The organism is Bradyrhizobium forestalis (assembly GCF_002795245.1).
GTDB classification, from domain to species: Bacteria; Pseudomonadota; Alphaproteobacteria; order Rhizobiales; family Xanthobacteraceae; genus Bradyrhizobium; species Bradyrhizobium forestalis.
Genome location: NZ_PGVG01000021.1, coordinates 92,047 through 113,871, shown reverse-complemented (window position 1 = coordinate 113,871; position 21,825 = coordinate 92,047). Strand labels below are relative to the sequence as shown.

The 21,825-nt window shown below is 63.7% G+C and carries 23 protein-coding genes; 18 read left to right on the top strand and 5 right to left on the bottom strand.

Going from position 1 to position 21,825, the window contains the following annotated elements:
- Positions 1-226 precede the first annotated feature (226 nt).
- Entirely contained in the window at positions 227-1,447 is a 1,221-nt protein-coding gene (locus CVM73_RS23760) for an MFS transporter (protein ID WP_100234269.1), read from the top strand.
- Between the two features lie 21 nt (positions 1,448-1,468).
- Here the strand turns inward: CVM73_RS23760 and CVM73_RS23755 are convergent, their stop codons facing one another.
- Together CVM73_RS23755 and CVM73_RS23750 are read right to left on the bottom strand one after the other, a co-directional pair.
- Positions 1,469-1,855, bottom strand: coding sequence for an ester cyclase (locus tag CVM73_RS23755; protein WP_100234268.1), 387 nt, complete (start codon positions 1,853-1,855; stop codon positions 1,469-1,471).
- 57 nt (positions 1,856-1,912) lie between these two features.
- Positions 1,913-2,785: a bifunctional helix-turn-helix transcriptional regulator/GNAT family N-acetyltransferase gene (locus CVM73_RS23750; RefSeq protein WP_100234267.1), complete on the bottom strand. Its 873-nt coding sequence runs from the start codon at positions 2,783-2,785 to the stop codon at positions 1,913-1,915.
- Positions 2,786-3,016: 231 nt separating this feature from the next.
- On the opposite strand from CVM73_RS23750, the gene CVM73_RS23745 reads away from it, so the two are divergent.
- From CVM73_RS23745 to CVM73_RS23710, 7 genes are all read left to right on the top strand, one after another.
- Positions 3,017-5,479, top strand: a complete 2,463-nt coding sequence (locus tag CVM73_RS23745; RefSeq protein ID WP_100234266.1) for a DEAD/DEAH box helicase — start codon at positions 3,017-3,019, stop codon at positions 5,477-5,479.
- A gap of 161 nt (positions 5,480-5,640) precedes the next feature.
- Positions 5,641-7,305, top strand: a complete 1,665-nt coding sequence (locus CVM73_RS23740) for an acetolactate synthase large subunit (RefSeq protein WP_100234265.1) — start codon at positions 5,641-5,643, stop codon at positions 7,303-7,305.
- Positions 7,306-7,559: 254 nt separating this feature from the next.
- The gene (locus CVM73_RS23730; protein ID WP_092234748.1) at positions 7,560-7,907 is read left to right on the top strand and encodes a Lin0512 family protein; all 348 of its coding nucleotides are present in this window, start codon (positions 7,560-7,562) and stop codon (positions 7,905-7,907) included.
- A 4-nt stretch (positions 7,908-7,911) separates the two neighbouring features.
- A complete protein-coding gene (locus tag CVM73_RS23725; RefSeq protein WP_167407014.1) occupies positions 7,912-8,604 on the top strand; it encodes a GNAT family N-acetyltransferase in 693 nt (230 codons plus the stop codon).
- A gap of 69 nt (positions 8,605-8,673) precedes the next feature.
- Positions 8,674-9,858 (top strand): serine hydrolase domain-containing protein, encoded by a 1,185-nt coding sequence (locus CVM73_RS23720; RefSeq protein WP_100234263.1) that lies wholly within the window; start codon positions 8,674-8,676, stop codon positions 9,856-9,858.
- 94 nt (positions 9,859-9,952) lie between these two features.
- Positions 9,953-10,162 carry a YgaP family membrane protein gene (locus CVM73_RS23715; protein ID WP_167407013.1) on the top strand — a complete coding sequence of 70 codons (210 nt, stop codon included), beginning with the start codon at positions 9,953-9,955 and terminating at the stop codon, positions 10,160-10,162.
- Positions 10,159-10,680 (top strand): RNA polymerase sigma factor, encoded by a 522-nt coding sequence (locus CVM73_RS23710; RefSeq protein WP_100234262.1) that lies wholly within the window; start codon positions 10,159-10,161, stop codon positions 10,678-10,680. The genes CVM73_RS23715 and CVM73_RS23710 overlap by 4 nt, the downstream gene beginning before the upstream one ends.
- Positions 10,681-10,733: 53 nt before the next feature.
- Here CVM73_RS23710 and CVM73_RS23705 read toward each other — a convergent pair whose 3' ends face one another.
- Positions 10,734-12,074: an RtcB family protein gene (locus CVM73_RS23705; protein WP_100234289.1), complete on the bottom strand. Its 1,341-nt coding sequence runs from the start codon at positions 12,072-12,074 to the stop codon at positions 10,734-10,736.
- Between the two features lie 334 nt (positions 12,075-12,408).
- Between CVM73_RS23705 and CVM73_RS23700 the strand changes: the two genes are divergently transcribed.
- From CVM73_RS23700 to CVM73_RS23690, 3 genes are all read left to right on the top strand, one after another.
- Positions 12,409-13,074, top strand: coding sequence for a DUF429 domain-containing protein (locus tag CVM73_RS23700; protein ID WP_100234261.1), 666 nt, complete (start codon positions 12,409-12,411; stop codon positions 13,072-13,074).
- Positions 13,075-13,221: 147 nt separating this feature from the next.
- Entirely contained in the window at positions 13,222-13,590 is a 369-nt protein-coding gene (locus tag CVM73_RS39330) for a hypothetical protein (RefSeq protein WP_146006649.1), read from the top strand.
- A 101-nt stretch (positions 13,591-13,691) separates the two neighbouring features.
- Positions 13,692-14,396 (top strand): glutathione S-transferase family protein, encoded by a 705-nt coding sequence (locus CVM73_RS23690; RefSeq protein WP_100234288.1) that lies wholly within the window; start codon positions 13,692-13,694, stop codon positions 14,394-14,396.
- Between the two features lie 2 nt (positions 14,397-14,398).
- Here the strand turns inward: CVM73_RS23690 and CVM73_RS23685 are convergent, their stop codons facing one another.
- A complete protein-coding gene (locus tag CVM73_RS23685) occupies positions 14,399-14,770 on the bottom strand; it encodes a tRNA-binding protein (RefSeq protein ID WP_100234259.1) in 372 nt (123 codons plus the stop codon).
- Between the two features lie 104 nt (positions 14,771-14,874).
- Between CVM73_RS23685 and CVM73_RS23680 the strand changes: the two genes are divergently transcribed.
- Positions 14,875-15,234 carry an ArsC family reductase gene (locus tag CVM73_RS23680; protein ID WP_100234258.1) on the top strand — a complete coding sequence of 120 codons (360 nt, stop codon included), beginning with the start codon at positions 14,875-14,877 and terminating at the stop codon, positions 15,232-15,234.
- Positions 15,235-15,338: 104 nt separating this feature from the next.
- Here the strand turns inward: CVM73_RS23680 and CVM73_RS23675 are convergent, their stop codons facing one another.
- Positions 15,339-16,019, bottom strand: a complete 681-nt coding sequence (locus CVM73_RS23675; protein ID WP_167407012.1) for a PAS domain-containing protein — start codon at positions 16,017-16,019, stop codon at positions 15,339-15,341.
- Positions 16,020-16,342: 323 nt separating this feature from the next.
- Between CVM73_RS23675 and CVM73_RS23670 the strand changes: the two genes are divergently transcribed.
- From CVM73_RS23670 to CVM73_RS23645, 6 genes are all read left to right on the top strand, one after another.
- Positions 16,343-17,098 (top strand): ABC transporter ATP-binding protein, encoded by a 756-nt coding sequence (locus CVM73_RS23670; RefSeq protein WP_008551999.1) that lies wholly within the window; start codon positions 16,343-16,345, stop codon positions 17,096-17,098.
- A complete protein-coding gene (locus tag CVM73_RS23665; RefSeq protein WP_100234256.1) occupies positions 17,091-17,837 on the top strand; it encodes an ABC transporter ATP-binding protein in 747 nt (248 codons plus the stop codon). The genes CVM73_RS23670 and CVM73_RS23665 overlap by 8 nt, the downstream gene beginning before the upstream one ends.
- A gap of 55 nt (positions 17,838-17,892) precedes the next feature.
- A complete protein-coding gene (locus CVM73_RS23660) occupies positions 17,893-19,113 on the top strand; it encodes an ABC transporter substrate-binding protein (protein ID WP_158237601.1) in 1,221 nt (406 codons plus the stop codon).
- Between the two features lie 73 nt (positions 19,114-19,186).
- Positions 19,187-20,050 (top strand): branched-chain amino acid ABC transporter permease, encoded by an 864-nt coding sequence (locus CVM73_RS23655; RefSeq protein WP_027574219.1) that lies wholly within the window; start codon positions 19,187-19,189, stop codon positions 20,048-20,050.
- Position 20,051: 1 nt separating this feature from the next.
- Positions 20,052-21,020 carry a branched-chain amino acid ABC transporter permease gene (locus CVM73_RS23650; RefSeq protein ID WP_100234255.1) on the top strand — a complete coding sequence of 323 codons (969 nt, stop codon included), beginning with the start codon at positions 20,052-20,054 and terminating at the stop codon, positions 21,018-21,020.
- Between the two features lie 154 nt (positions 21,021-21,174).
- Entirely contained in the window at positions 21,175-21,819 is a 645-nt protein-coding gene (locus CVM73_RS23645; protein WP_100234254.1) for a DUF47 domain-containing protein, read from the top strand.
- Positions 21,820-21,825 lie beyond the last annotated feature (6 nt).

The following is a 21,825-nucleotide window of genomic DNA, read 5'->3' as shown; positions in this document are numbered from 1 at the left end:
GCCATTATGCCGGTGTTTTGCCCGACAGGTCAAATCGCGCCCTGACATCGCAAATGACTGTCCTCGTAAGTCATTGATCCCGCTGGTGCCGGCTACTGTGCATGGGGTTGTTTTTTCACTTTTTGCTTCAGGTCACAAAAGCGTGCGGCAAAAATGACGTCACTCTTGTCGGCCGGCGCCGTTCCCATTCGTCTTCCATGTGAGACAGACCTGACGGGAGACCGAAATGACTTCTTCCAACTATCGCTGGGTGATCGTCGCCGCCGGCGGCGTGCTTGGCTGCGTCGCGATCGGCGGCATGTTCTCGCTGCCGGTGTTCCTGCAGCCGATCGCAAAGGACACCGGCTGGTCGGTGACCGGCATCTCCAGCGCGATGACGATCGGCTTTCTGGCGATGGCCTTCACCAGCATGGCCTGGGGCACGGCGACGGACAGGTTCGGGCCGCTGCCGGTGGTGCTGACGGGATCGATCGTGCTGGCGCTCAGCCTGTTCGTGGCGAGCCACGCGACCTCGCTTGTGCTGTTCCAGGTCGTGTTCGGCCTCTTGGTCGGGGCGGCCTGTGCGGCGATCTTCGCGCCGATGATGGCGACCGTCACCGGCTGGTTCGACACAAATCGCAGCCTCGCCGTGTCGCTGGTCTCGGCCGGCATGGGCATGGCGCCGATGACGATGGCGCCGTTCGCGGCTTGGCTCGTCTCCAGCCACGACTGGCGCACCTCGATGCAGATCGTCGCGCTCGTGGTCGGCGCCATCATGATCCCGGTCTCATTCCTGGTGCGGCGTCCCCCGGCACTCGTGCAGGCCGCGGCCGCGCCGGCGGGCGAGGGCGCCGGACAAAACGAGTTGTCGATGGGTGAGGCGCTGCGCTCGCCGCAATTCCTCATTTTGCTTGCCACCAACTTCTTCTGCTGCGCGACCCATTCCGGCCCGATCATCCATACCGTCAGCTATGCCGTGAGCTGCGGCATCCCGCTGGTCGCGGCGGTGACGATCTACAGCATCGAGGGATTTGCCGGCCTCGGCGGGCGCATCGCCTTCGGCCTGATGGGCGACCGCTTCGGCGCCAAGCGCGTGCTGGTGTCGGGCCTCCTGCTGCAGGCGTTCGGTGCGCTCGCCTATGTCTTCGCGCATCAGCTCACGACGTTCTACGCAGTCGGCGCGATCTTCGGCTTCATCTATGCCGGCACCATGCCGCTCTACGCCGTTCTCATCCGCGAGAACTTTCCGCTCAAGATGATGGGCACGGTGATCGGCGGCACGGCGATGGCCGGCAGCCTCGGCATGGCGACCGGCCCGCTCGCCGGCGGCCTGATCTACGACGCCTTCTCGAGCTATGCCTGGCTCTACATCGCCTCCTGGGCGATGGGCTTGGGTGCCTTCCTGATGGCGATGACGTTCCGTCCCTTCGCAAAGCCACAAGGCGAGGTGGCGCCAGTGGCGGCGTGAGCCAGAGATCGAGGCGCGGCGTTAGAGCTGTGCCTCGATCGTCGCCTTGTCGATCACCGACCAGACCTGACGGATTTTGTCGTCACCAAATTCGTAGAACACATTCTCGCAGAAGGACACACGCCTTCCATTGACGGGAAGTCCCAAGAACGTCCCGACCGGCGTGCAATCGAACTTCAACCGCGCCGCGATGCGGGGAGGATCGGAGATCAGCATCTCGATGTTGAATTGCAGATCCGGAATCTCGCGAAAGTCCTGCTCCAGCATCGCGCGATAGCCGGACAGGCCGAGCGGCCGGCCGTTGTGGACGACATCGTCATGCACGAACCGGCTGAGGGCCGGCCAGTACTGCCGGTTCAGGCAGGCGATGTAGTTGCGATAAAGGTCGGCGAGATCGGCGCTGTTCATCGTGAGGCTCCCATGCTGCAAGCACAACGCAGCAGGAAGCGAATTCGCCTCACGGCGTCACAGCTGCTTTTCGAAGAACAGGTCCGGGTAGGGATCGTCGTTGAAGCGCGGGATCTCGCGCCAGCCCGTGCTGCGATAGAGCTGACCGGCTTCGGGCAGCGCACTGTTGGTGTCGAGCCGCAGCAGCGTGATGCCGAGCCCGCGCGCGGCAGCCTCGGCCGCATCCATCAGCCGCCGGCCGAGCCGCAACCCGCGCGCGGCGGGCGCCACCCACAGCCGCTTGATTTCGGCGTAGCCGTGATCGGTTCCTTTCAACCCGACGCAGCCGATCGGCAGCGTGTCCGACATCGCGACGATGAAGGTACCGCGCGGGCGGCGCATGTCCTTGGCATCGGGGTCGCGCGACAGCGAGACGTCGAAGCCCTGCTTGAAGCGGCGGCCGAGCTCGGCATAGTACTCGCCGAGGCAATAGCGGGCCTCCTCGCTTTGCGGATCCACCTCATCCAGCGAGATGCGCTCGCGCGTCAGTGCGGAGGCGATCAGGTCCATCGCCGCCAGTAGCGCCTCGGCTTGCGAATGTTGCGCCAGGATGCCGTCGGCCTGCGCGTTCGACAGCGCCTCATAGGCGGCGAATTCGCGCCGGCCCGCGCGCGTGAGCTTTGCCATGCGCCGGCGCGCATCGTCCTCACGCGCGGCGGTCTCGATCAGCCCTTCGTCCTCGAGGCTGCGGAGCAGCCGGCTCATCAGCCCGGAATCGAGACCGAGATAGTCGCGGATCTCCGCCACGTCCGAGCGCCCGTGCCCGATCGCATTGAGCACGCGCGCCGCGCCGAGCGGCCGGCCGCGCCCGAGAAACGAGCTGTCGAGCGCACCGACGGCGGAGGTGACGGCGCGGTTGAAGCGGCGGACGCGGGCGACGGGGTCGAGCATGATATCTGACTTTAGTCAGATGAAGTTCGCTGTCAATCGCGTCGGCTCTATGAACCGGGCTGTGGAGCCACCTTGGCAGCGATGGTACATGGATGTCCGCGCGACTCCAGCATTCGCCGCCGGGCCTCAGCCCTCTCAAGCCGACAGTGGATTTCGATCCGAAGCCGGTTATGTCGCGTTTGCACCGGCGCTACAATCCCACTCAATCATTCATGAGAACGGAAGCCGGAAATGACATCTTCGACAGGACGCAGCGCTGCCCGCAAGCCGGTCAAGCTGTCGCGCACGTCGCCGCCGACGGATTTGTCGCTGATCGAGTGGCAACGTGGCTTGCGCCGCCAGTTCGGCCGTGAGCAATCCTTCCTCCTGGAGAATCTCGGCGCCGACCCGTTCTTCTCGGAGTTCAAGGTCACCAACCCGGCTACGAAATCGAGCTATCGGGTGGCGGTACGCGGCCTTGGGCCCGGTGGCAATTTCTGCTCATGTCCGGACTATGCGACCAACGAGCTCGGGACCTGCAAGCACCTCGAGTTCACGCTTGCTCAGCTGGAAAGGAAGCGCGGCGCCAAGGCGGCGTTCGCGCGAGGCTACCAGCCGCCGTTTTCCGAGCTCTATCTGCGAAATCAGGGGCGGCGCAGCGTACATTTCCGCGCCGGAACCGATTGTCCGGCGAACGTGAGGAAGGCTGCCGCCCAGTTGTTCGATCTGGAGCGCGACGGCCTCATGGCGGAGGAGGGTCTGGAGCAGCTCGATGCTTTCATCGCTCTGGTGTCGAAGAGCGGGCACGAACTGCGCGCGTACGACGACGCGCTCGATTTCGTGGCGGGACGGCGGGACGCCGAGCGCCGCGCCTCGAAGCTCGCGCGGTTGTTTCCGCGCGGCGCGGCGGATCCCAAGCTGCATCGGCTGCTGAAGACCGCACTCTATCCCTATCAGGCCGAAGGGGCGCTGTTTGCGGTTCGCGCAGGCCGGGCGCTGATCGGCGACGACATGGGGCTCGGCAAGACGATCCAGGCCATCGCCGCAACGGAGATTCTGGCCCGTCATTTCGGCGTATCGCGAGTCCTGGTGATCTGTCCGACCTCGCTCAAATACCAATGGCAGAGCGAGATGGAACGGTTCTCCGGCCGGAAGGGCAATCGCGGCGCGCGCGTCATCAGTGGGGGGCGCAGCCAGCGGCAAAAGGATTATCTGGAGGACGATTTCTGCAAGATCACGAACTACGAGAAGCTGCAGCCCGATCTCGACCTGATCGGCGCCTGGTCGCCCGAACTGGTCATCGTCGATGAGGCTCAGCGCGTCAAGAACTGGAATACGATTGCCGCGCGGGCGCTGAAGCGCATCGACAGCCCTTATGCGATCGTGCTCACGGGAACGCCCCTGGAGAACAAGCTCGAAGAACTGGTCTCCATCGTCCAGTTCGTCGATCAGCATCGTCTGGGTCCGACCTGGAAGCTCCTGAACGAACATCAGGTCAAGGATGAGACCGGTCGCGTCACCGGCTATCGTGATCTTGGCAGGATCGGCGAGACTCTCGCTCCCATCATGATCCGTCGGCGCAAATCGGAGGTATTGCGGCAACTGCCCGATCGCACCGATCAGAATGTGCTGATTCCGATGACAGGCCCGCAGATGGATCTGCACCGGGAGAATGCCGACGCGGTGGCCAAGATCGTGCAGCGCTGGCGCAAGACCAAATTTCTATCAGACAAGGACCAGCGCCGGCTGGCCTGCGCGCTACAGAACATGCGGATGTCGTGCAACAGCACCTATCTCTTGGATCAGGAGAGCGATCACGGCCTCAAGTCGGACGAACTCGCCGCGCTGCTCGATCAGCTCCTCGCCGCGCCGGATGCCAAGGCGGTGATATTCTCGCAGTGGACGCGGACCCATGACATCGTGATCCGCCGCCTCGAGGCGCGCGGGATCGGGTATGTCAGTTTCCACGGCGGCATATCGTCCGAGAAGCGGCCGGAGCTGGTCCAGCGCTTCCGGGACGACCCGACCTGTCGCGTGTTCCTGTCCACGGACGCAGGCAGCACGGGTCTCAATCTCCAGCATGCCTCGACGCTGGTGAATATGGACCTGCCGTGGAATCCCGCCGTTCTCGAGCAGCGCATTGCACGGGTCCATCGGCTCGGCCAGGCCCGGCCGGTGCAGATCGTCAATTTCGTCGCGAAGGGGACGATCGAGGAGGGCATGCTGTCGGTGCTGGCTTTCAAGCGCTCTCTGGCGGAAGGCATTCTCGACGGCGGCAGCAACGAGGTCTCGCTGGGCGGATCGCGGCTGACGCGCTTCATGAAGGACGTCGAGAGCGTCACCGGAAGCATGGGCAGCGGCGAGGTGGTCACGGCGGCAGAGGAGGCTGGACAGGTCGACGGCGCCGGGGACGCCGGACCCGCGAAGGACGGCGCCGCGGCAGCGTCGGCCGCGCAAGCCGGCGAACGCACCAGCGCAGCTCAGGACGTTGGGGCAACCGATCCCTGGCAAGCGCTGGTTCAGATGGGTGCCCAGCTCGTCGGCTCAATCGTTGCGGCAAATGGCGACGGCGCGACTGGACATCCATGGATCGAGCGCGACCCGACGACGGGCGGGCACAATCTCAAGATTCCGCTTCCGCCTCCGGAGACTGCAAGGCGACTGGCCGACATGCTCGGCGCGCTGGCCGCGACCTTGCGTGGTGGAACGGCTTGACGAAGCACTTGCCCCAAGTTCCGTCGTTGCGCTGCTTCGCTGCGGTCGCGGTGACGGTATTGATTCAACTGCGCCTTTCTTTGTGAGTTGTGCTTGCGCCGCGGACCGTTACCATTCGGCCGCGGGCGTGGAACACGGGAGCCAGCAGCAGCGGAGGCGACATGAGTAGGCAGGAACGCAAAGTCAAGGGATCGGACCTGTTTGTCGCGGCACTGGAGAACGAGGGCGTCGACAAGATCTTCGGCATTCCCGGCGAAGAGAATCTCGATCTGGTGGAATCGCTGCGCGCCTCCAAGATCGAGCTGGTCCTGACCCGGCACGAGCAGGCCGCCGCCTTCATGGCGGCAACCCACGGGCGGCTGACCGGTAAGCCCGGCGTTTGTCTCTCGACGCTCGGCCCCGGTGCTCTTAACCTGTCTACCGGCGCGGCCTACGCGCATCTCGGTGCGATGCCGATGATCCTGATCACCGGCCAGAAGCCGATCATGAGCAGCCGGCAGGCCCGCTTTCAGATCGTGGACGTGGTCGCAACCATGAAGCCGCTGACGAAGCTGTCGCGGCAGATCGTCAGCGCCTCCAGCATCCCGACCGTGGTGCGCGATGCGTTTCGCGCCGCGATGGAGGAGCGTCCCGGGCCGGTGCATGTCGAACTGCCCGAGGACATCGCGGGTGACGAGGTGCCTGATGTCCCGGTGATCCCCGTCCATCCGATCGAGATCCCGGTCGCCCATCGCGCCGCGCTCGACCGCGCTGCCGAGATGATCATGGCCGCAAGGCGCCCGCTGGTGATGATGGGGGCGGCGACCAGCCGGCCGCGGTCGACGCATGGCATCGCGAGCTTCGTGCGGCGGACCGGCATTCCATTCTTTACGACCCAGATGGGCAAGGGCACCGTGCCCGGCGGCACCAATCTCTACATGGGCACCGCCGCGCTGTCGGAGCGCGATTACGTCCACGACGCGATCGATGCCGCCGACCTGATCGTCGCCATCGGCCACGATCCCGTCGAGAAGCCGCCTTTCATCATGGGCCCCTCGGGCCCGAAGGTCATTCATGTCAGCTACACGCCGGCGAGCGTCGAGCAGGTCTATTTCCCCGATGCCGAGGTCGTCGGCGACGTCGGCCCGAGCCTCGAGCTGCTGGCAGACCAGCTCGAAGGCAAGCTGCCGCAGGCCGCGGCGCTGCTCCCGCTCCGCGAAGAAATTCTCAACCACATCGCCGATCGTGCCACCGAGGCGCGCTGGCCACCGACGCCGCAGCGCATCGTGCACGACATCCGCCAGGTGATCCCCGAGAACGGCATCGTCGCGCTCGACAACGGCATGTACAAGATCTGGTTCGCGCGCAACTACCGTACTCGCGTCGCCAACACGCTTCTTCTCGACAATGCGCTGGCGACCATGGGCGCCGGCCTGCCGTCGGCGATGATGGCGGCCATGCTCTATCCCGACCGCCGCGTGCTCGCGGTTGCCGGCGACGGCGGCTTCATGATGAACAGCCAGGAGATGGAGACGGCGGTCCGCCTCAAGCTCAATCTGGTCGTTCTGGTGCTGGAGGACAACGCCTACGGCATGATCCGCTGGAAGCAGGCCGTTGATCACTTTGCCGATTACGGCATGACCTTCGGCAATCCCGACTTCGTCGTCTACGCGAAGGCTTACGGGGCGAAAGGGCATCGGATCGAGAGCATCGACCGCTTTGGCCCGACTCTGGAGGCGGCCTTCAAGGAAGGCGGCGTGCATCTGGTCTCGATCCCGATCGACTATTCGGAGAATGTGCGGGTGCTGGTCGACGAGCTGCGTGCGCACGAGAAGGCTAAGCCGTGAGAACGACGGTCTCGTGCCCCGGACGCGGCGCAGCGCCTCTTCGGCGGTGCGCTGCAGAGCCGGGGCCCATGCATCGGCTAACGCCGTGGCTTCCTGGGTCCCGGCTCTGCGCAGCAACGCCACAAGCGCGTTTACGCGCGTCTTCGACGCACTATGGAGCGTTGCAGCGCGTCCGGGACACGAGCACAACGACGTGTGTCGCACTCTCCGATCATCGACACTCTCAATCACCCAACCAACCACAGGAATAAAATATGGCTCGCGTTCGTTGTGTCACCGAGATGGGCATGGGCGTCGACGTTCACGGCAGGGACGCCACCAAGGCGGCGAAGCGGGCGGTGTCGGATGCGATCAGGCATTCGAGCCTCGGCTTCTTCCGGATGATCGGCAAGACCGCCAACGACATGTTCGTCGATGTCACGATCGGAGTGCCCAACCCCGAGGCGGTGGACAAGGAAGCTGTTGCGAAGGAGTTGCCTTACGGCACCGTGACCGTGACTGCGGTCAAGGGCGGGTTGGAGATCCCCTCGGCCACGGAAGTGGCCAACGACCCCATCCTCATCGCCAATGCCGCCGTCATCGTCAGCTTCGACAAGGACTAGGCCGGTGTCCGACAGCGATGAGGCGCTGCTGGATCGCCCGATCTGGAGCGCGTTGACGACGAGCCAGAAGCACCTGGCCGAGGGCGGCCCGCAAGTGCTGCGCTATCCCACGGATATGACGCCCTTTGCCGACATGGTCGACATGTCCGCGGCGAGCTTTGCCGCGCTCGGCGATCTGCTGTCCGGCACTCAGGTCGCTGCGCTGTTCACGCCCGAGCCGGTCGAAGTTCCCGCCGGCTTCAAGGTGGTGCTCGCCGAGACGGGTGAGCAGATGATCGGCTCGCCGGCAGACAGTTCGCTGCGTGATGCCGAGATCGTCCCATTGGGTGCTGCCGACGTGCCCGCCATGATGGCGCTGACGGACCTGACCAAGCCCGGTCCGTTCGCGCTGCGTACCCATGAGCTCGGCACTTTCCTCGGCATCCGCGTCCGCGGCGAATTGGTCGCGATGACGGGAGAGCGGATGAAGCCGGGAAAGTTCGTCGAGATGACGGCCGTCTGCGTGCATCCGGACTATCGTGGCCGCGGCTATGCACAGGCGCTGCTCGCGGCGGTCGCGCGCCGGATCGAAGCGCGCGGCGAGATTCCGTTCCTGCACGTGTTTTCGAACAATACGTCCGCGATCGCGCTGTACCAGCGGCAGGGAATGAGAATCCGTCGCCGCGTGTACGTCACCGCGCTCATGAAGCAGGGATGAGCTGCGCGGCAGGCTTCCTATCCCAGGAAATCGCGCTATATCGATCCCAATCAGAATTGGGGGAAACACATGGACGCCAGAACGACAGATTTTTCCGCCGTGCGGACGGCGATGCAGCGTTACGTCGATCAGGAGATCATTCCCGGTGCGTCCTGGGCGGTGCTGCGTGGACGCGAGGTGGTCGACCAGCAATGCGTCGGCTTTGCCGACCGCGAGGCGAAAACGACGCTTCAGCCCGACCACATCTTCCGTGCGTTTTCCAACACCAAGATCTTCGTGACTTGCGCGATCATGCTGCTGGTCGAGGAAGGCTGGATCGGGCTCGATGATACGATCGAGAAGTTCCTGCCACAGTTCGGCAATCGCAAGGTGCTGAAGCAGGGGGCGACGAGCTTGGCGGATGTCGAGCCCGCAAGAGGCCAGATCACGATCCGGCAGCTTCTGACCCACACATCCGGTCTCAGCTACGGCATCTTCGATCCCGGCACGGTGTTGTTCAAAGGGTACAACGAGGCACGTATCCTCAATCCGCTGACGCCGCTCACTGATCTGATCGACAGGCTGGCTGATCTGCCGCTGTCCTATCACCCTGGTGCGGCCTGGGAATATTCGGTGGCGACCGACGTGCTCGGCCGGATCGTCGAGGTTGTCTCCGGCCAGCGGCTCGATGGCTTCCTCAAGGCGCGCATCTTCGATCCGCTCGAAATGACCGATACCGGCTTCTCCGTACCGGAAGCAGAGCAGGGCAGGCTGGTCGCGCTCTACAACGGCGCGGATGTGCTCGACCCGATGAAGCCGGGTCTCACGCGTGCCGACCACCTGCCTTATCCGCAGGCCTATCGGCGGCCGCTGCCGCGGCTCTCGGGCGGCGGCGGGCTGGTCTCGACCCTGCCGGACATGCTCGCGCTGGTGCGCGCCCTGCTGCCCGGTTCTGATGCGCTGCTGAAGCCGGAGACGCTGCGGCAGATGATGACGAACCAGCTGCCTGCGGGCCAGACCATCCGCTTTGCCAATCTCGGCCCGATCCCCGGCAAGGGCTTTGGCCTCGGCGGTGCCATCACCTTCGCCCCGACGCCCTTCGATCCCCCGAATTCGACCGGCGAATTCCAGTGGGGCGGCCTTGCCGGCACCCATTGGTGGATCTGCCCCGAGGCCAATACCGCCGGCGTGCTGATGACCCAGCGTTACATGGGCTTCTGGAATCCGTTTTTCTTCGAGTTCAAGCGCCTGGCCTATCAGGCGGTCGGGGGCTGACCGGCAAAAATTGCACGCGCCCGCGAATCCTTTTCGGCCAGCGCGTCCTCTTGATGGTCGAGGCATTCAGCCTCGGCTCATCTCGGAGGATGCGATGGCATTTTACAGGAAGAATATCGGCGGCCTGCACCAGGCGATGCGGATCGCCTTGGGCGCGGCGGTGGCGGGCGCGGCCCTTATCTATCTCGCTGGTACTGTGGCGTGGCTGGTCGCACTCGGCGGTGCCGGCTTCGCGCTGACGGGCCTTGTGGGCTATTGTCCGATGTGCGCAATGGCAGGGATCGGGCGAGGGGACATGTCGTGAGCGCAGCTGCGATCTCGCCGAACCTGTTCGAGGCCGCGCGGCTCGGCGATCCCCAGGCGATCGCGCGGCTGCTCGAGACAGCGCAGCCGGATATCCGTCGTTACGCGCGTGCGACCTGCCGCAGCTCGGCGGATGCCGAGGATGCAACGCAGGAGGCGTTGTGGATCCTGTTCCGCCATGTCGGCACGATCCGTTCGCTGCTGGCATTTTCGGCATGGCTGTTCAGCGTGGTCCGCCGCGAGTGCCTGCGGCTTGCGCGCCGGGCCGGCCTTGTGGCGGCTGTCGATGCGAGTGAGGCGGAAGCCGCACTGCTGTTGCGTCCTGAGGCAGATTTGCGGCTCGATGTGGCGGCGGCCTTCGAGGCGCTGCCGCCGCACTACCGCGATGTCGCGCTGATGCGCGACGTCAAGGAGATGACGATCGATGAGATTGCTGCCGCACTCGGCGCGACCAGGCAGACCGTGAAGGCGCGGCTGCATCGCGCCCGCGCATTGATGCGGGAATATCTGACGAGATGAGGGACGCATAGAAGATGCAGGCGAGAGGCTTGGCCTCCCGCCTGCAATTCGGGTCAGTCCTTCCACGGATCGAACTCACCTTCGCCGGCCATGGCGACGGCGAACGGCCGCAGCGTGCGCAGCACCCGCACGGTGCCGGCGTGCTGCGCCAGCACGTCGGGCAGTCGGCGATAGGCCATCGGGCTTTCGTCGAGGTCGGCACCGATCAAGGTGACGCCGCGCTCGCTCAGCCAGCGGTCCATCTCGTCGCGCGAGAAACGCCGCTTCGCTTCCCTTCGTCCGAACAGGCGGCCGGCGCCGTGCACGGTCGAGTAGAGCGAAGCCTTGGCCTCCGGACTGTCGACGCCCTCGAGAATGACGGCGTCGTCGCCCATGGAGCCGCCGACGAATCCCTTCTGGCCGGGAAACGCCGGTGTCGCGCCCTTGCGCACCACCCACAAATCCTTGCCGTCGTGGGTCTCACGCCAGGCATAGTTGTGGTGGTTGTGCACCGTCTCGGTCACGCTGCCGCCGATGATCCGGCGGACGCGTTCCACGACCCACTCGCGGCCCGCATAGGCGTAACGCCCGGCGAGCTGCATCGCCGCGATGTAGCGGCGGCCGAGCTCGGAATCCTCGTCGACCACGGCGGGCGGGACGTTCATGCCGTCCTTGCCGCCGGCAGCCTTGAGGTAGCGCGTCGCAGAGGTGTGCCCGAGACCCCGGCTTCCGAAATGGACGCCGATCCAGACGAAGCCTTCCTCGTCGCGCATGAGGTCGACATAGTGGTTGCCCGATCCGACCGTGCCGAGCTGGCTCATCGCCTTCCGACGGTAGTCCTCCATGTCGCTTTCGCGCCAGGCGTCGCCGTCGTCGAACAGTTCGTGTTCGGCCCGTTCCGCGTTGGCACGGCCGACGCCGAACGAGATCACCTTGGCGACGTCGCGGATGATCGTCGGAGCGATCTCCGCAATGTCGTCGAAGCGGGTGTCGAGCTTTGCCGCCATGTTGCCGCAGCCGATGTCGAAGCCGACGCCGGAGATGCTGATCTGCTTCTCATAGGCGATGACCCCGCCGACCGGCTGGGCGTAACCGAGATGACCGTCGGCGCAGATCACGCCTGATACGACGTTGCCGACCGCCATGCAGTTGCGCATCTGCGCGATCGTCGCCTCCTCGTGCGGACCGAAGACCTTCAGCGGTGCATTCTGGAAGCGGGCGTCCTGCGGTCGCAGGTTCGCGATCTCGCCCGCCGCCGTATTGGCCTCGCGGGCGAGATGCTCCTTGCGCGCGGCGTCCTTGTACAGGCACCAGGCCGGCTGACCGCGTCCTTCGCCGACGCGCGAGTCGGGATCGACGCCGGCGGCGAGGCAGAGCTCGCGGGCGCGTTCCATGTAGGGATCGGGTCGTCGCATGGTCTTGATTCCTGCTTCACATCCCGCGCGCATCATAGAAGGTGCGCGTGCCGCGGGTAACAAAAAACCCTCCGGAGCGGCAGGCTCGGGAGGGTCCGTGAGAAGCGGACTGTCGATCTTGCGGTCAGGCAAGATTGCTCCCATGAGCCGGGCATGCGCCATCGACTGGCCGAAGGCCATTCGACAGATGCGCAGATCTTTCGTAGCGGTGCTTCATCACTGGGTTCACGGTTTTCGCGGACGGAAGTGCTCGCGAGGGCGCGGGACATGCGCCCGCAACTTGCGGGTGCCAAGCGAGGCGCGTGTGAAAATCGCAAGGGGACAGGCGAACGACGTGCCAAACTATCTCGGCCTCGACGGATTTCGCTTCGGCTGGGTCGCAGCCTGGATCAATGATCGCGGCGATCACGGCTTCGACTATTCACCGGGCTTGATGCGCCTGCTCGCGATGCCGCATGCGCGTGCGATGATCGACATGCCGATCGGATTGAAGGCGAGCGGCTATCGCACTTGCGATCTGCGGGCGCGTGAACTGATCGGGCCTGCCGTGTTTCTCGGCGCGCGCCGCGACCTCTGGGCGTTCCCGGACATGGCTGCGGCGAATCGCCATTACTGGGAGCACGAGGGCAAGGGCAGGGGAGTGTCGGCGCAGCTCTGGAACATCAGGGGCAAGATGAGAGAGGTCGACGACGTCATGACGCCAATGCGGCAGGCGGTGATCGGCGAAGCACATCCGGAGTTGATCTTCTGGAATCTCGCAGGGCGAGTCCGTCTCGCAAAGAAGACGTCGGCGCACGGTCTCCAGCAGCGCATTGCGCTGCTGGAGCAGGGCGGTTTCACGCGTCTGCCGAAATGGCTGACGCAGCGTCACGGCACAGGCATCGGCCGCGACGATCTCATCGATGCCTGCGCCTGCGCGATTGCGGCACGCGACAGCACGCAGCGTGTCGGCGGGGAGGAGATCGACCCGCGCGGATTGCGGATGGAGATCAATTTTTGAGGCCGATCAGCCCTCCCGATCGCCTGTGCCTTCGAGTTGGCAGCGACTAATGCGACCCGGGGTCGAGGAGACGCCGTCGTCCTCCAGCCTTGTTGCTCTCGCTTCATACTCGTCGGCCATCGCTCGCAACCGCTGCGCGGCTTCGCCATGATCGAGATCGTTCGCGACGCGGCGACAGCGTTCAGCGTGATCGAGCAGGGCACGCTTCTCGATGTTCATGCCGCGACAACGCGCAGCACGGCCAATGGTCCCTGTGAAGTAGGTGTAGGCCTCGTCCGGAGCGGCGGGAAAAATCGGCAATATTTCACGCAAACTCGGAACACGGTGCCGGAGCCGACGTTTAGACCGGAGGGTGCTGTGGGACGAAATGTCATGTATGATGTTCGCCAATGGGCGACTGCGATGCTTGCGATTTTCTTTACGGTCACGCTGCTGATCGAAGGTCGATGGTTCATCGCCTATCGTCTGCAACATGAGATCAGGACTCCGATCGCGGCCGCGACGTTGCCGCCATAGCCAGCCGTTTTGCGCGACATTCCGGGCTGAGTGTTGACCTTGCGCCGTGCGCCGGTTCGCCTAGATTGGGCGGCATCCTCGCGAATGCAGCCGGAGTGCCGATGCCCGATCTGTCCGCCTTTCCCATCACCAAGCGTTGGCCGGCAAAACATCCCGAACTGATTCAGCTTTATTCCTTGCCCACGCCAAACGGCGTCAAGGTCTCGATCATGCTGGAGGAGATTGGATTGCCCTACGAAGTGCACCTGGTGGACTTCGGAAAGGACGATCAGAAGGCACCGGAATTCCTCTCGCTCAATCCGAATGGCAAGATCCCAGCGATCCTCGATCCCAACGGTCCCGGCGGCAGGCCGCTGCCGCTGTTCGAGTCCGGGGCGATCCTGCAGTACCTCGCGGAGAAGACCGGCAAGCTGCTGCCGCAGGATGCCGCGCGGCGCTACCAGGCCATCCAGTGGCTGCATTTCCAGATGGGCGGCATCGGGCCGATGTTCGGCCAGGTCGGCTTCTTCCACAAGTTCGCCGGCAAGGATTTCGAGGACAAGCGGCCGCTGGAGCGCTACGTGGGCGAGTCAAAGCGATTGCTCGGCGTGATGGAGACGCATCTGGCCACCCGGCAATGGTTCATGGATGACGACTACACCATCGCCGACATCTCGATGCTGGGCTGGGTGCGCAATCTCATCGGCTTCTACGGCGCGGGCGATCTTGTGGAGTTCGGCCGGTTCAAGGCGGTCGGCGGCTGGCTTGAACGCGGGCTGGCGCGTCCGGCGGTGCAGCGCGGGCTGAACATTCCGAAGCGGCCGTAATCCTAGAACAGCCGTCCGCCGTTCGGCACGGGCCTGCTCGGCTGCACCAGCACGACCTTGCCGTTCGCATCCGGGAAGCCGAGCGTCAGCACCTCGGAGACGACTGGGCCGATCTGGCGCGGCGGAAAATTGACGACGGCCGCGACCTGTTGCCCCACGAGGGCATCGAGTGGGTGGTTTTCAGTGATCTGCGCCGAGCTCCTGCGCACGCCGATCGCGGGGCCGAAATCGATCCACAGCCGAAAGGCCGGCTTGCGCGCCTCCGGGAACGGTTTTGCATCGACGATGGTGCCGACACGGATATCGACCGCGAGGAAGCTGTCGAAGTCGATGGTCGGTGAGGCGGCCGCTGCGGGATCGTGGGTGACGTGCATGGGATGTCCGTTCGGAGGGGTGGCGTCGTCCGCAATATTGTCGCGCGAACCGGAGTTTCGTACAACGCCACGCACATCACGATACGCCATGCGCGAGGAACGCCTTGCCCACCATCATCTACGGCATCAAGAACTGCGACACCATGAAGAAGGCCCGCGCCTGGCTCGATGCCCATGGCGTGGCTTACGAGTTTCACGACTACAAGGCGGCGGGCGTGGAGAAGGACCGGCTCCAGAAGTGGAGCGACAAGGTCGGCTGGGAGACGCTGCTCAATCGCGCCGGCACGACCTTCAAGAAGCTGCCCGACTCCGACAAAGAGGGCCTCAGCGAGAAGAAGGCGTTGGCATTGATGCTAGCGCAACCATCGATGATCAAGCGGCCGGTGCTGGAAATCGGCAACAAGCTGCTGGTCGGCTTCAAGCCGGATATCTATGCCAAGGAGGTCGGTGGCAAAGCGCGCTGACTGCCAAAGCATGATCCGGAAAAGTGCGAAGCGGTTTTCCGGAAAGATCATGCGTAAACAACAATCTAAAGCGCGATGATGATTCCTCCAAATCTCATCGCGCTTTAGTTCAGCTCGATGATCTCGGTGGCGATGCCGGGACCAGGCTGGTCGGAGAACTCGACCACCTCGGCGGCCGCGATGCGGCCGGGGGCGCGATGAAACAGCTCGCGATCGATCACAGCGCGCATCTTTGGACGCGGCAGCGCGTCATTTCCGCGCATCAGATTCTTGATCTCGAAGCCGCCGTCCTCGCAGAACGTCTTGACCGAGGCGATGACGTGACAGACCTTGCCGTCGGTCTGGAACGGCAGCAGCAGCCGTTCATAGGCGACGATGCGTCCGTAGATGTCCTCGACGTCGGCCACGCTGTAGACGGGCAGCCCGCGCGCCACGCATTCATGATAGATCGGTATCACGAATGGAGCGAGCCGCGGTCCGACATAGTCATCGAGCGGAGCGCCCTTGCCGGTATGTCCATAGGCACGCGAGATTCGCGTGCCTTCGCTCTGGATGATGAGGCGCGGCGTCGGCGTCGAAAACTCCACCGTATAATAGATGAGATCCGACAGCTCCTCCTCGAGTCGCGCTGGCTGATACTCCCAGATCGCCGGCGCGATCTGCCGGCGCGCAAAAAGTCGCAGCCACGTGTTCAGGAGATCGCGTTGCCGGATCGACTTGACGACGGAGGGAGCGGCGCTTGCAAAATCCAAAGCAATATTCTCCGCACGTGAAGACGCGCGCATGATCCCGCTTGCGGGAAAATTTTTGATGAAGGCTGGCGCGCGGGACGAAAGACCGTTAACGACGACTTGATGACCGGTGCTTTTGCGAACCGGGAGGCCGGGCAGGCACGACATCAAAACGCCTCCGACTAAGGGAGCATTCGTATCCCAGCCGGAGGCCTGATCTGCTCAGCTTTCCGCCTTGCCTAACCCCCGTCACCTCCGGCATATTCCGCGCCCGGAGGCGGCGTTCCGGATGGGCTCCAAGGATAGGCTCCAAGACCTCCGGAATGCCGAAGCAACAAGGACAGCCACGCGCGTGGCGCGGGCAGGGGGAAATCTGTTTGGCCGATGAGTTCATTCTCGAAACGGAAGGCTTGACCAAGGAGTTCGCGGGCTTCTTCGCGGTCCGCGACGTTGCGCTCAAGGTTCGCCGTGGGAGCATTCACGCGTTGATCGGCCCGAACGGGGCCGGCAAGACGACCTGCTTCAATCTTTTGACCAAGTTCCTCAAACCGTCTGCCGGAAAGATCCTGTACAAGGGGCAGGACATCACGGCGATGGCGCCGGCGGATGTGGCCCGCATGGGTCTTGTGCGTTCGTTCCAGATCTCGGCGGTGTTTCCGCATCTCACCGCGCTGGAGAACGTCCGCGTCGCGCTTCAGCGCCAGCACGGCTCTTCGTTCGATTTCTGGCGCTCCAAATCCGTGCTGAACCGCTTCAACGATCGTGCGCGGGAGCTGCTCAACGATGTCGGCCTCAGCGAGTTTGCCAACACGCCTGCGGTCGAGATGCCCTACGGGCGCAAGCGTGCACTCGAGATCGCAACCACGCTCGCGCTCGACCCAGAGATGATGCTGCTCGACGAGCCGATGGCCGGCATGGGCCACGAGGACATCGACAAGATCGCGGCGCTGATCAAGCGCATCTCCGCGAAATATACCATCCTGATGGTCGAGCATAATTTGAGCGTCGTGGCCAACCTCTCCGACATCATCACCGTGCTGACGCGCGGGCAGGTGCTCGCGCAGGGCCATTACTCCGAGCTCACCAAGGACGAGCGCGTCAAGGAAGCCTATCTGGGAGCCGGTCATGCCTGACACTGCGATTGCCGAGGCTCCGGCCAGGGCTGCGACCGGCGGCAACATCCTTCAAGTCCGCAACTTAGAGGCCTGGTACGGCGAGTCTCACATCCTGCACGGGATCAACTTCGACGTGAATGCGGGCGAGGTCGTCACCCTGCTCGGGCGCAACGGCGCCGGCAAGACCACCACGCTGAAGTCGATCATGGGCATCATCGGCAAGCGCTCGGGCTCGGTGAAGTTCAACGACCAGGAGATCATCCGCGCCACCTCCGACAAGATCGCGCGCATGGGTATTGCGTTCTGCCCGGAGGAGCGGGGGATATTCTCCAGCCTGGACGTGCGGGAGAATTTGATGCTGCCGCCGGTGGTCCGCGAGGGCGGGCTGCCGCTCGATCAGATCTTCGATCTGTTTCCGAACCTGAAGGAGCGGCTGAACAGCCAGGGCACGAAGCTGTCGGGCGGCGAGCAGCAGATGCTCGCGATCGCGCGTATCCTGCGCACCGGCGCGAGCTTCCTGATGCTGGACGAGCCGACCGAGGGCCTTGCGCCCGTCATCATCCAGCAGATCGGCCATACCATTGCGCGGCTCAAGAAGGAGGGATTTACGATCCTCCTGGTCGAGCAGAACTTCCGCTTCGCATCCACCGTCGCCGACCGCTATTACGTGGTCGAGCACGGCAAGATCATTGACGGGTTTTCCAACGCCGAGCTTGCCGCCAACATGGACAAGCTTCACACCTATCTCGGTGTGTAGCCGTGCAGGCCGGACAATCAAGAGCAACTATCAAAGGAATATTGGGAGGCGGATCATGAAGCACAGCATTTCGGCAATGTTGCTCGGCACGGCCCTGGCGCTCGGCGCGGCAGGCGGCGCGGTCGCGCAGGATAAGAACATCAAGATCGGCGTATTGACCGACAATTCGGGACTCTATGCCGACCTCGGTGGCCCTGGTTCGACCGTCGCCGCACAGATGGCGATCGAGGATTCCGGGCTCGCGGCCAAGGGCTGGAAGCTCGACCTGATCTCCGCCGACCATCAGAACAAGCCCGACATTGGCTCCACGATTGCTCGTCAGTGGATCGACGTCGAGAAGGTCGACATCTTCATGGATGTCCTGAACTCCGGCGTTGCGCTGGCGGTGAACAATATCGTCAAGGAGAAGAATTCCATCCTGATCGATACCGGTGCGGCGACGTCGGATCTCACCAACGCGCAATGCTCGCCGAACACGATCCACTGGGTCTATGATACCTACATGCTGGCCAACAGCACCGGGCAGGCGCTGGTGAAGGCGGGCGGCGACACCTGGTATTTCCTGACCGCGGACTACGCCTTTGGCCACGCCCTCGAGCGCGACACGGCCGCGGTCGTGGTGAAGTCGGGCGGCAAGGTGATCGGCAATGTCAGGCATCCCTTGAATACCGCCGACTTCTCGTCGTTCCTGCTTCAGGCGCAGGCCTCCAAGGCCAAGATCATCGGCATGGCAAATGCCGGCGGCGACACCACCAACACGATCAAGCAGGCGGCGGAGTTCGGCATCGTCTCGGGTGGCCAGAAGCTCGCGGGGCTCCTGCTGTTCATCACCGACGTTCATGCGCTCGGATTGAAGGTGGCCCAGGGACTGAACTTCACCGAGACCTTCTACTGGGACCTGAATGACGGCACGCGCGCGTTCTCAAAGCGCTTCTCCGAGCGCATGAAGAACAAGGCGATGCCTTCGATGGTGCAGGCCGGCGTCTATTCGGGCCTGCTGCACTATTTCAAGGCGCTGGAGGCGATGGGCGGCAACCCGCATGACGGCGCCAAGGTCGTTGCCAAGATGAAGGAGATGCCGACAGACGACGCGCTGTTCGGCAAGGGCACGATCCGCGCGGACGGCCGCAAGCTTCATCCCGCCTATCTCTTCGAGGTAAAGAAGCCCGAGGAATCCAAGGGGCCCTGGGACTATTACAAGCTGGTCGGCACGACTCCTGGTGAGCAGGCCTTCCGGCCGTTGTCGGAAAGCGCCTGTCCTCTGGTGAAGAAGTAAGACAATCAGCCCGCAGGCCATCGCGCCTGCGGGCGACTTTCAGGGAACGCCGAAGGGACCGGGTGCGGGATCGATGCAGGCTCTTTACGCTCAGCTACTGGTGGGACTGATCAACGGCTCGTTCTACGCGCTGCTCAGTCTCGGGCTTGCCGTGATCTTCGGCATGCTCAACATCATCAATTTCGCCCATGGCGCGCTCTACATGATGGGCGCCTTCGTCGCCTATTTCCTGCTGAACCTCGGCGGCATCAACTACTGGTGGGCGCTGCTGCTCGCGCCGATCATCGTCGGCATCTTCGGCATGATCCTGGAACGGACCATGCTGCAATGGCTGACCGGGCTCGATCATCTCTACGGCCTGCTGCTGACCTTCGGCATCGCGCTGATCGTGCAGGGTGTGTTCCAGAACTACTTCGGCTCCTCGGGCCTGCCTTACGCCATTCCGGATCAGCTCAGGGGCGGCATGAATCTCGGCTTCATGTTCCTGCCCGTCTATCGCGGCTGGGTCGTCGTGTTCTCGCTGGTGGTGTGTCTTGCCACCTGGTTCCTGATCGAGAAGACGCAGCTCGGCGCTTACCTGCGCGCGGCCACTGAAAACCCGACGCTGGTCCGTGCCTTCGGCATCAACGTGCCGCGCATGATCACGCTGACCTACGGCCTGGGCGTCGGCCTTGCGGCGCTCGCCGGCGTGCTCTCGGCGCCGATCAACCAGGTGCGGCCGCTGATGGGTGCCGACCTCATCATCGTCGTGTTCGCCGTGGTGGTGATCGGCGGCATGGGATCGATCATGGGCTCCATCATCACGGGCTTCGCGCTCGGCGTGATCGAGGGCCTGACCAAGTATTTCTACCCCGAGGCCTCCAACACCGTCGTGTTCGTGCTGATGGTGCTGGTGCTGCTGGTGAAGCCAACGGGATTGACGGGAAGGGCGGCCTGATATGACAACCCTGACGGACGACACGCTGCCGGTAACCCCGCGCGCGATGCGCGACGAGATGATCGTATTCGCAGTGATGGCGCTGCTCTTGGCGTCGGTGCCATTCACGGGCGTCTATCCGTTCTTCGTGATGCAGGCGCTGTGCTTCGCGCTGCTCGCCTGCGCCTTTAATCTCTTGATCGGCTATGGCGGCCTCTTGTCGTTCGGCCACGCGATGTTCTTGGGGACAGCCGGCTATTGCAGCGCGCATGCGCTGAAGGTCTGGGCGTTGCCGCCGGAGCTCGGCATCCTCGTCGGCATCGCCGCGGCTTTCGCGCTCTCGATCGTCACCGGCTACATCTCGATCCGCCGCCAGGGCATCTATTTCTCGATGATCACCCTGGCGCTCTCGCAGCTCTTGTACTTCATCTACCTCCAGGCGCCGTTCACCCACGGTGAGGACGGCATCCAGGGCATTCCGCAAGGCCACATGTTCGGCGTCCTCGATCTCTCCAAGCCGACGGTGCTTTACTATGTCGTGCTGGTCGGCTTCCTCGCCGGCTTCCTCTTGATCTTCCGCATCATCAACTCGCCGTTCGGCGAAGTCCTGAAGTCGATCCGCGAGAACGAGCAGCGCGCGATCTCGCTCGGCTACCGCACCGACCAGTACAAGTTCCTGGCGTTCATCCTGTCGGGCACGCTGGCCGGCTTTGCCGGTGCGCTGAAAGTGTTCGTGGCGCAGAACGCCTCGCTCACCGACGTGCACTGGACGATGTCGGGCGAAGTCGTGCTGATGACGCTGGTCGGCGGCCTCGGCACCATCTTCGGCCCCGTGGTCGGCGCCTTCGCGATCATCGCCATGCAGCAATACCTGGCGAGCTTCGGCCAGTGGGTGACGGTGATCCAGGGCTCGATCTTCGTGATCTGCGTGCTCACCTTCCGCCGTGGCGTCATCGGCGAAATCGCGCATTACTTCCGGCGGTCGCTCTAAGTAATTGATTCCAAGTCAATTTACTTGCTGCGTGAAAGCGGTGGATGATCCGGTTCCGCGGGCGTGAGATGACACGCGCGCGGATCGAAAATGGTCTATGACAGTTTTATGACGGCCCTTCGGGCCTGGCCATTTCAACCGGTAGCCTATCCCCATGATGCGATGGTTTCGTGCGTTCCTGCCCAAGGAAGAACGGTTCTTCGACCTGTTCGACCGCCATGCCCAGACCGTGATCCAGGGGGCGATCGCGCTCCAGGGCATGCTCAATGGGGGCGAGGAGACGCCGGTCTATTGCCAGCGCGTCAACCAGTTCGAGAACGACGCCGACAACATCACCCGCGAGGTGCTGACGGCGGTGCGCCGCACCTTCATCACCCCGTTCGACCGCGGCGACATCAAGAACCTGATCACGTCGATGGACGATGCCATCGATCAGATGCAGCAGACGGCCAAGGCGGTCATGCTGTTCGAGGTTCGCGCCTTCGAGCCTCCGATGCGCGAGATCGGTGGGCTCCTGATCGAATGCGCCAATCTGGTCGGGCGTGCGCTGCCGCTGATGCAATCGATCGGCCCGAACGTCGCCATGCTGTCCGCCATCACCGAAGAGCTCGGTAAGCTGGAGGGCCGGGTCGACGATCTCCACGACATCGGCCTGAAGGAGCTGTTCCTCAAGCATCGCGAAGGCAATGCGATGGACTTCATCGTCGGCGTCGAGATCTACGACCATCTGGAGAAGGTGGCTGATCGCTTCGACGACGTCGCGAACGAGATCAACAGCATCGTCATCGAGCAAGTGTAGGGCAGG